This is a genomic window from Lysobacter zhanggongensis, assembly GCF_046638635.1.
Taxonomy (GTDB): domain Bacteria; phylum Pseudomonadota; class Gammaproteobacteria; order Xanthomonadales; family Xanthomonadaceae; genus Novilysobacter; species Novilysobacter luteus.
In genome coordinates this window covers 1-7,308 of sequence record NZ_JBJXHK010000095.1, presented here as the reverse complement: position 1 = coordinate 7,308, position 7,308 = coordinate 1, and the positions used below count along the sequence as shown (strand labels likewise).

General features: G+C 69.3%; 9 protein-coding genes, 4 tRNA genes and 1 pseudogene. 2 read left to right on the top strand and 12 right to left on the bottom strand.

Annotated features, from left to right (window positions below; genetic code table 11):
• The 12 genes and pseudogenes from ACKVMH_RS11915 to ACKVMH_RS13690 form a co-directional block, all read right to left on the bottom strand.
• A partial coding sequence (locus ACKVMH_RS11915; protein ID WP_049472324.1) for a GTP-binding protein occupies positions 1-131 on the bottom strand: 131 nt, incomplete at its 3' end.
• Positions 132-172: 41 nt separating this feature from the next.
• Positions 173-248 (bottom strand) — tRNA-Thr (locus ACKVMH_RS11910).
• 35 nt (positions 249-283) lie between these two features.
• Positions 284-357 (bottom strand) — tRNA-Gly (locus ACKVMH_RS11905).
• 59 nt (positions 358-416) lie between these two features.
• A tRNA-Tyr gene (locus ACKVMH_RS11900) sits at positions 417-502 on the bottom strand.
• An 89-nt stretch (positions 503-591) separates the two neighbouring features.
• Entirely contained in the window at positions 592-1,683 is a 1,092-nt protein-coding gene (gene ychF / locus ACKVMH_RS11895; RefSeq protein WP_215218612.1) for a redox-regulated ATPase YchF, read from the bottom strand.
• 84 nt (positions 1,684-1,767) lie between these two features.
• Positions 1,768-2,346 (bottom strand): aminoacyl-tRNA hydrolase, encoded by a 579-nt coding sequence (gene pth, locus ACKVMH_RS11890; protein WP_215218613.1) that lies wholly within the window; start codon positions 2,344-2,346, stop codon positions 1,768-1,770.
• Between the two features lie 57 nt (positions 2,347-2,403).
• The gene (locus ACKVMH_RS11885) at positions 2,404-3,054 is read right to left on the bottom strand and encodes a 50S ribosomal protein L25/general stress protein Ctc (protein ID WP_215218614.1); all 651 of its coding nucleotides are present in this window, start codon (positions 3,052-3,054) and stop codon (positions 2,404-2,406) included.
• Between the two features lie 123 nt (positions 3,055-3,177).
• The gene (locus ACKVMH_RS11880; RefSeq protein WP_412700451.1) at positions 3,178-4,137 is read right to left on the bottom strand and encodes a ribose-phosphate diphosphokinase; all 960 of its coding nucleotides are present in this window, start codon (positions 4,135-4,137) and stop codon (positions 3,178-3,180) included.
• An 89-nt stretch (positions 4,138-4,226) separates the two neighbouring features.
• Positions 4,227-4,303 (bottom strand) — tRNA-Gln (locus ACKVMH_RS11875).
• A complete protein-coding gene (ispE, locus tag ACKVMH_RS11870; RefSeq protein ID WP_412700450.1) occupies positions 4,266-5,219 on the bottom strand; it encodes a 4-(cytidine 5'-diphospho)-2-C-methyl-D-erythritol kinase in 954 nt (317 codons plus the stop codon). Before ispE ends, ACKVMH_RS11875 begins: the two co-directional genes overlap by 38 nt.
• Positions 5,203-5,829, bottom strand: a complete 627-nt coding sequence (gene lolB, locus ACKVMH_RS11865) for a lipoprotein insertase outer membrane protein LolB (RefSeq protein WP_412700449.1) — start codon at positions 5,827-5,829, stop codon at positions 5,203-5,205. The genes ispE and lolB overlap by 17 nt, the downstream gene beginning before the upstream one ends.
• Positions 5,826-6,317: pseudogene (locus ACKVMH_RS13690) on the bottom strand (tetratricopeptide repeat protein); the annotation flags it as partial. The gene lolB and the pseudogene ACKVMH_RS13690, both read right to left, overlap by 4 nt.
• Positions 6,318-6,489: 172 nt before the next feature.
• On the opposite strand from ACKVMH_RS13690, the gene ACKVMH_RS13685 reads away from it, so the two are divergent.
• Together ACKVMH_RS13685 and ACKVMH_RS11855 are read left to right on the top strand one after the other, a co-directional pair.
• A complete protein-coding gene (locus tag ACKVMH_RS13685; protein ID WP_413840919.1) occupies positions 6,490-6,813 on the top strand; it encodes a hypothetical protein in 324 nt (107 codons plus the stop codon).
• Positions 6,814-7,086: 273 nt separating this feature from the next.
• On the top strand, positions 7,087-7,308 hold a 222-nt coding region (locus ACKVMH_RS11855; protein ID WP_412700452.1), incomplete at its 3' end, for a hypothetical protein.

Here is a 7,308-nt window from a genome sequence, read left to right as displayed (position 1 = left end):
AACTCACCACCGAAACGCTCCGCGCCGATCTTGGTCAGCGCTGCGGTCAGCGTGGTCTTGCCGTGGTCGACGTGACCGATCGTGCCGACGTTGACGTGCGGCTTGGTGCGCTCGAACTTACCCTTGGCCATGGCTGTATCCCGGTGGTTTGCGTTTGTGTTGCGTTGAAATGTGGTGCTCACGACTGGAATCGAACCAGTGACCTCCTCCTTACCAAGGAGGTGCTCTACCGACTGAGCTACGTGAGCGAATTGTTCAAGCGGGCGGACGTCGCGGCGTTCAATGGAGCGGGAGACGGGAATCGAACCCGCACCATCAGCTTGGAAGGCTGAGGTTCTACCGTTGAACTACTCCCGCGCCGGACAAACCTGCTTGGGTACTGCTGCCGGAAGCTGGTAAGGCGACCGGATGTTCCGTGGTGGAGGGAGGTGGATTCGAACCACCGAAGGCGTAAGCCAGCAGATTTACAGTCTGCCCCCGTTGGCCGCTTGGGTATCCCTCCAAAGAGCCCGCAATTCTGGCGACCGTTGGAAAGGAAGTCAATGCCGCGGCGCGGATTATTTCACCTTCCGCGCCGCCGCGCCAAGCCGGTCAGACGTTGAAGCGGAAATGCAGGACATCGCCTTCCTGCACCCGGTATTCCTTGCCCTCCAGCCGCAGCCTGCCGGCCTCGCGCGCGCCGGCTTCGCCGCGGTAGCGGATGAAGTCGTCGTAGGCAATGGTCTCGGCGCGGATGAAGCCCTTCTCGAAGTCGGTGTGGATGACCGCGGCGGCCTGGGGCGCGGTCGAGCCGCCCTTGACCGTCCACGCGCGCACTTCCTTGACGCCGGCGGTGAAGTAGGTCTGCAGGCCGAGCAGCTTGTAGGCGGCGCGGATCACCCGGTTGAGGCCGGGCTCGTCCAGCCCCAGGTCGGTCAGGAACGCGTCCCGGTCGGCGTCGTCGAGCTGGCTGAGCTCCTCCTCGATCGCGGCCGAGACGGGCACCACCTCGGCACCCTCCCCTGCCGCGCGGGCACGGACGGCGTCCAGGTGCGCGTTGTCCTCGAAGCCATCCTCCAGCACGTTGGCCACGTACATCACCGGCTTGAGGGTGAGCAGGAACAGGTCGCGGACCGCCGCGCGGTCGTCGTCGGACAGGTCCAGCGCGCGCGCCGGGGTGCCGGCGTCGAGGCCGTCACGGATCCGGGCAAGCACCTCCACCCGGGCCTTGGCGTCCTTGTCGCCGGTCTTGGCGTTGCGCTCGGCGCGCTGCAGGGCCTTCTGCACGCTTTCCAGGTCGGCCAGCGCCAGCTCGGTGTCGATCGTGTCGATGTCGGCGAGCGGGTCGACCTTGTTGTTGACGTGGATGACGTCGCTGTTCTCGAAGCAGCGCACCACGTGGGTGATCGCGTCGACCTCGCGGATGTGGGCGAGGAACTTGTTGCCCAGCCCTTCGCCGCTGGCCGCACCGGCGACCAGGCCGGCGATGTCGACGAACTCGACCGCCGTCGGCAGCACCTTCTGCGGCTTGACGATCTCGGCCAACGCATTGAGGCGCGGGTCCGGCACCGGCACCACGCCGACGTTGGGCTCGATCGTGCAGAACGGGAAATTGGCCGCGGCGATGCCCGCCTTGGTCAGGGCGTTGAAGAGGGTCGACTTGCCGACATTGGGCAGGCCGACGATGCCGCATTTGATTCCCATGGGAGAGGCCGTCGCTGGTGAAGAGTCAATGGAAAAGGGGGGTCGGGGACGTCCCTTTACCGCTGGCTCTCGAAGGTCGCGCGGCTACTTGGGGGTGTGCAGGCGCTTCATCGCCTCGTTGAAATCGCCGCCGACCGCCAGGGGCATGACATCGATGGCATCGTCGATCGCGCGCAGGATCAGGGTCTCGTCGGTGCCGTCCGGGCGCCCGAGCACCCACGGGGTGACGCGGTCCTTGTGGCCGGGATGGCCGATGCCGACCCGCAACCGGTGGAATCCGCCGTGACCGAGCAGCCGCATGGTGTCGCGCAGGCCATTCTGCCCGCCATGGCCGCCATCGAACTTCAACCGGGCGGTACCCGGTGGCAGGTCCAGCTCGTCATGGGCGAGCAAGGCTTCGGCAGGATCGATCTTCCAGAAACGCAGGGCCGCCATCACCGACTTGCCCGAGAGGTTCATGAAGGTCCCCGGCTTGAGCAGCCAGACCACCTGCCCGTCGATCTCGACCTTGCAGCTGGCACCGAACAGCTTGGCATCGACGCTGAAGCGCCCGCCGAACTTTTCGGCGAGGGCGTCAACAAACCAGAACCCGGCGTTGTGCCGGGTCCGGATGTGCTCGGGACCGGGATTGCCCAGTCCGACGATGAGGCGAAGGCCAGCCATCGAAACGCGGACAGCGCCCGGTGCGGCCGCGATCGCGGCGCGAACCGGACAACCGTCTTACTCGGCGTCCTTCTCGACCTTGGCGGCCGGGACCTCGGCCGAACCGGCGTCGTCGCTCGACTCCGCCTCGACGCGACCCTGGCGTGCGACGACCACGGCCACGTCGTGCTCCTTGCCCAGCTTCAGCTCGGGGATCTCGACGCCCTTGGGCAGCTTCAGCGACGACAGGTGGACGATCTGGTCGACGGTCAGCTCGGCCAGGTCGACCTCGATGAACTCCGGCAGGTCCTTCGGCAGGCAGCTGACTTCGACCTGGGTCAGTTCCTTCATCACGACCACGTCGGAGGCCTTGCCGGCCGGCGACAGCTCTTCGTTGATGAAGTGCAGCGGGACCGAGGCGCGCAGCGTCTCGTTGGCGCTGATGCGCTGGAAGTCCAGGTGCATGATCAGCTGGCGGTACGGGTGGCGCTGCATGTCGCGCAGCAGGACCTGCTCGACCTTGCCGTCGATGTCGAGGTTCAGGATCGACGAGTAGAACCACTCGTGCTGGCTGGCCAGCCAGATGTGCTCGTGCTCGAGCTGGATGGACTTCGGCTCGGACTTGCCGCCGTAGACGATGGCCGGGATCTGGGCGGCATGACGCAGGCGGCGGCTCGCACCCTTACCTTCGTCAGTACGGCCGGCGGCCTTGATGGTGTGTTCGGACATTTTCGTTACTCGCTTTGCTTGCTATGGACCGCCTCGCGGCGGCTGGAAACGCTCACCCGCGACCAGGCGAGCGTGTTGCGGGCCGGACTCCCGGCACCGCGGAACAGGGTCGACCGACGCGGGTCAATCGACGTAGAGGGAACTCACCGATTCGCCGAACGCGATGCGCCGGATGGTTTCGGCCAGCAGTTCGGCGACGCTGAGCTGGCGCACCTGGCTGCACTCGCGCGCCGCCTCGCTCAACGGGATCGTGTCGGTCACCACCAGCTCGTCGAGCTGCGACATGCTGATGTTGCTGATCGCTGCGCCCGACAGCACCGGATGGGTGCAGTAGGCGACGACCTTGGTCGCGCCGTGCTCCTTCAGCGCGGCCGCGGCGGCGCACAGCGTGCCGGCGGTATCGACGATGTCGTCGACCAGCACGCAGGTCTTGCCCGCCACGTCGCCGATGATGTTCATCACCGTGGCGACGTTGGCGCGCGGACGGCGCTTGTCGATGATCGCCAGGTCGGCGTCGTCGAGGCGCTTGGCGATCGCGCGGGCGCGGACCACGCCGCCGACGTCGGGGCTGACCACCACCATGTTGTCGGTGCCGTGCGCGCGCCAGATGTCGGCCAGCAGCAGCGGCGAGGCGTAGACGTTGTCGACCGGGATGTCGAAGAAGCCCTGGATCTGGTCGGCGTGCAGGTCGACGGTGAGCACGCGGTCGCACCCGACCGAGCTGAACATGCCGGCCGCGACCTTGGCGGTGATCGGCACGCGCGAGGAGCGCGGGCGCCGGTCCTGCCGGGCGTAGCCGAAGTACGGCACGACCGCGGTGACCGAACTGACCGAGGCGCGCTTGAGCGCGTCGATCAGGACCAGCAACTCGACCAGGTTCTCCGCGCTGGGCGCGCAGGTCGGCTGGATCACGAAGACTTCCTGGCGGCGGACGTTCTCCTCGATCTCGACCTGGACCTCGCCGTCGGAGAACCGCCCCACCAGCGCCTTGCCCAGCCGGGTGCCGAGCTCCTTGCACACCGCCTGCGCCAGCGGGCGGTTGGCGTTGCCGCTGAACACCAGCAGGTTGCGATCGTTCTGCACGTTGGATTCTCCGCTTCGCTCTGACCGTGGGAGCCGCAAAATCGTGGCTTGCTATTGCCGCAGGCGCTGGACCTGCCGCCGTCCGGGATTGGCAGGGGCGGTAGGATTCGAACCTACGAATGCCAGGATCAAAACCTGGTGCCTTGGGCCTCTTGGCGACGCCCCTGCGGTTGATTGAGAGCCTCGAGCGCGACATGCAGCGGCGAACGCACCGCCCCTGCCGCCAGCCAGGCGCGAAGACCCGGTGGCAACGCCGCCAGCGCGGCCGCGGCGGCCTCGCGCGTGGCGAACTCGACGAAGCAGCCGCTGCCGGTGCCGGTCAGGTGCGGACGACCGACGCGCGACAGGGCCGCGAACACGGCATTGACCACCGGTTCACGCCCGCGCAGCACCGGCTCGAATGCATTCCCGAGCGGCCTACCCGAAACGAAGTCGGATATTGTCGCGGGCGCCGCATCGCGCGTCAATTCAGCGCTTGCGAACAGATCGGCGGTCGGCACATGCACCCCGGGGTCGACCAGCAGGTACCACGCCGGCGGCAGCGCCATCGGGGTCAGCCGCTCGCCCACGCCTTCGGCCCAGGCGTTGTCGCCGCGGACGAACACCGGGACGTCCGCACCCAGCGCGAGCCCCAGCGCCGCCAGCCGGTCCACGCCGAGCCGGGTATCCCAGATCCGGTCCAGCGCGACCAGCACCGTGGCGGCGTCGGACGACCCGCCACCAAACCCGCCCCCGGCCGGAATGCGCTTTTCAACGCAGATGTCCACGCCTTGCGCACATTTGGCCGACTTTTTCAGAAGATGAGCCGCCCGGACGGCCAGATCGTCGGCTTCCGCCACACCCGCTGCCGATGGGCCATGGCGGACGATGCGGCCATCGTCACGGGGACGCAGGTGGATCGTGTCGCCCCATTCCAGCAGGCGGAAAACACTTTGCAGCAGGTGATAGCCGTCCGCGCGGCGGCCCACGATGCGCAGGCACAGGTTGAGCTTGGCCGGCGCCGGCCAGGCGCTCCAACCTTCGCCGGCCGGCCCGGTCACCGTCCCAGGCGTCGACCCGGACGCCTCAGTCGATCCATTCATCGACGATCAGCCGAACGCGGGCCTCGCCACGGGTCGCATCGAGCCGGGTGGGCAGCACCGGGGCCGCGGAAGCGACCGCCGCCGGCTCCGGCCATTCGTATTCGATCCGCCAGCCGTCCTGTTCGATCGCCCACGGCAGCAGGTTGGCGCCGTATTCGATCCGGGCCGGACCCGCGGCCTCCGACCGGGCGCCGCGCACCCAGTCGCCGAGCGCGTCGACGGGAATGTCCCAGCCGGTGGCCCGGAGCAGCAGCAAGCCGGCATCGGGGCCCTGCCGCGGGCCGCCTTCCAGGCCTTCGAGCAAGGCCTGGCGCCCGTCGCCGGAGAGTCGCCAGCTCTGGCGCGTGACCGGCGCACTGAGCGACACCACGTAACCCGGCCCGGTTCGGCTCCACTCGACCCGGCCGCTGCCGCCCTTGCCCTGGTTGGACACGGCGATGCGGCCGACCAGCGACCAGGCATCGTCGGCCTGCAATGCCTGTTCGCGCTCCACCTGCGTGGCCTGCGCGCTAGCGACCTGGGCCGGGGTGAGGTCCGGGCGGACCGGGGGTGCCGCGCACGCGGCCAGCAGCACCGCGGCAGCCGCGGGCATCAGGAATCGGGATGTCATGCGCCGGTCTTTTCGAGGGCGCGCCGCAGCGCGCGGTTGTCGGGGTCGATCTCACGGGCCTGCTCGAAATAGCGCCGGGCCTCCTCGCGCTGGCCCAGCACCCACAGCACCTCGCCCAGGTGGGCACCGATCTCGGCGTCCTTCTGCAACGCGAACGCGCGGCGCAGTTCCACCAGCGCGTCCTGGGTGCGGCCGAGGCGATAGAGCACCCAGCCGTAGCTGTCGATGATCGCCGCGTTGTCGGGCTCGGCGGCGCGGGCGCGGTTGATCAACTCCAGCGCTTCGGCATAGCGGTCGGTGCGGTCGGCCAGGGTGTAACCAAGTGCATTGAGGGCCGCGATCGACTCGGGCTCGATCACCAGGATCCGGCGCAGGTCGGCCTCGGCGCGGGCGATGTCGTCGCGGCGCTCCCAGCTGAGCGCACGGGCGTACAGGATCTCCAGCTCGTCCGGGAACTCGGCCAGGCCGCGCGCGTAGGCGTCCATCTCGGCCTCGGGCGCGCCGNACCAGGATCCGGCGCAGGTCGGCCTCGGCGCGGGCGATGTCGTCGCGGCGCTCCCAGCTGAGCGCACGGGCGTACAGGATCTCCAGCTCGTCCGGGAACTCGGCCAGGCCGCGCGCGTAGGCGTCCATCTCGGCCTCGGGCGCGCCGTCCTCCTCGTGAAGCGAGGCCTCGAGCAGGTAGGCGTCGCGGCGGGCGGCGTCGGGCGCGGAAGCGTCGGTCTGGAGCTCGTGCAGCCGCTCGACCGCCTCGGCGCCGCGGCCGAGTTCATGCAGCACGTTGGCGGCCCGCAGCTTCGCGGGCCAGCGCTGCGGTCCGCCCGGCACGCCGGCGTACCAGTCCAGCGCCTCCTCGTGCCGGTCCAGGAATTCGGCCATTTGCCCGAGCAGCAGGCGCCGCTGCGGGTCGGGCCGCGCCGCTTCGCGCCGAAGCTCGTCGTACAGCGCGACCAGCGCGGTCTTGTCCTCCGCCCGAGCCAGTAACGAGGCGCGCAACGCGTAGGACTGGTCGTCCTGCGGTCCCCGCCCGAGGATTTCCGCCGCGGCGGCGAGGTCGCCGAGCGCGTCGTATTCGTAGGCGATCGCGAGGCGCAGGTCGGCGTCGCCGCTGGCCTGCGCGGCGAGCGTCTCGAGCACTACGCGCGCCTCGTCGTCGCGGTCGGCCTCGCGCAACTGGCTGGCACGCAGCAGGGCGACGCGCGGCTCGCCCGGGAACCGGCGTACCACCTCGGCCACCAACCGCTCGGCCAATGCCGGTTGTTCCAGGCGCTGGGCCAGGCCGCCGAAGGCCAGCCAGGCCTGGAGTTCAGCAGGCATATGGCCGCTGTCGACCAGGTCCTCGAGCAGCGCCGCGGCCTGGTCCGGGTCGCCCGCGCCGCCGGCCAACACCGCGAGTGCTTCGCGCCAGCCGTTGGCAGGCGACGCCAGCAGGGCGGTCAGGTGGCGACGGGCGGCATCGGTTTCGCCGCTGCGCAGGGC

Coding starts and splice junctions, on each gene's coding strand:
- ychF (WP_215218612.1), bottom strand. CDS start 1,683: ATGGGAATCAAATGCGGCATCGTCGGCCTGCCCAATGTCGGCAAGTCG.
- pth (WP_215218613.1), bottom strand. CDS start 2,346: ATGGCTGGCCTTCGCCTCATCGTCGGACTGGGCAATCCCGGTCCCGAG.
- lolB (WP_412700449.1), bottom strand. CDS start 5,829: ATGACATCCCGATTCCTGATGCCCGCGGCTGCCGCGGTGCTGCTGGCC.
- ACKVMH_RS11885 (WP_215218614.1), bottom strand. CDS start 3,054: ATGTCCGAACACACCATCAAGGCCGCCGGCCGTACTGACGAAGGTAAG.
- ispE (WP_412700450.1), bottom strand. CDS start 5,219: ATGAATGGATCGACTGAGGCGTCCGGGTCGACGCCTGGGACGGTGACC.